Source organism: Granulicatella sp. WM01 (genome assembly GCF_004570605.1).
Taxonomy (GTDB): domain Bacteria; phylum Bacillota; class Bacilli; order Lactobacillales; family Aerococcaceae; genus WM01.
Window position 1 is genome coordinate 1 of record NZ_SPPB01000210.1, and the last position, 214, is coordinate 214.

The 214-nt window shown below is 38.8% G+C and carries 1 pseudogene; it reads left to right on the plus strand.

From position 1 onward, the window contains the following. A pseudogene (locus tag E4T68_RS09460) lies at window positions 1-214 on the plus strand (ISNCY family transposase); the annotation flags it as partial.

A 214-nucleotide genomic window follows, 5' to 3' on the forward strand; every position in this document is an offset into this window, starting at 1 on the left:
TATGGTATTCCTGCTGCTTTTTTAACGGATAGACGAACGGTATTTGATTATCAAAGGAAAGGGACTCAACAGCTTCAAGACGATACGATGACACAGTTTGGTTTTGCTTGTTTTCAGTTAGGTATTAACCTTAAAACAACATCTATTCCACAGGGGAAAGGACGTGTGGAACGTTTAAACAATACCTTACAATCCCGATTACCTGTTGATTTGG